Source organism: Mesorhizobium sp. M4B.F.Ca.ET.214.01.1.1, assembly GCF_004791545.1.
Taxonomy (GTDB): Bacteria; Pseudomonadota; Alphaproteobacteria; order Rhizobiales; family Rhizobiaceae; genus Mesorhizobium; species Mesorhizobium abyssinicae.
Genome location: NZ_SRUX01000071.1, coordinates 1 through 442, shown reverse-complemented (window position 1 = coordinate 442; position 442 = coordinate 1). Strand labels below are relative to the sequence as shown.

Sequence of the window (442 nt, the reverse complement as noted above, 5' to 3'; positions counted from 1 at the left end):
GGATTGGAAATAGTGTATCAGGGTCAGCTAACATTCGCAAGTAGCCGTCGTTGAAATGTGAATTGAGAGACGGATGGGGCAGTTACCTCATATAGGTCGTCTTCACAGCGAGCGGAATGAATACCGTCTCGCGCGGGATTACCCGATGGTGGCTGCGAACTATGCGGCTCAAAGGTCTGCTCTCGCCAAATCGAGTGGGCTGAGCCGGAAAACCGCTGCCAGGGGAACCAGAAAGTGACTCGCAAGCAAGATACCACTCGGCGAAAGGAGGTCTAATCCTGCGCTCCGGATTCGAAAGCTGGAGGACCAGACAAGTATGTGCCTTCTGCCGCTTGTTCCGCATTTGAGACGCACGACGGGTGATGGATCATGTGCACCCATCGATCGCTGACGCCCCCCAAGCTTCAGGCGGCTTGCTGAACGGCAGGCCTCTCGCTCAAGC

Annotated in this window: 1 pseudogene; it reads left to right on the top strand. The window is 55.9% G+C overall.

The features are described 5' to 3' along the window. Positions 1-115: 115 nt before the first annotated feature. Positions 116-238, top strand: a pseudogene (locus EN857_RS33330) (MucR family transcriptional regulator); the annotation flags it as partial. Between the last annotated feature and the right edge of the window lie 204 nt (positions 239-442).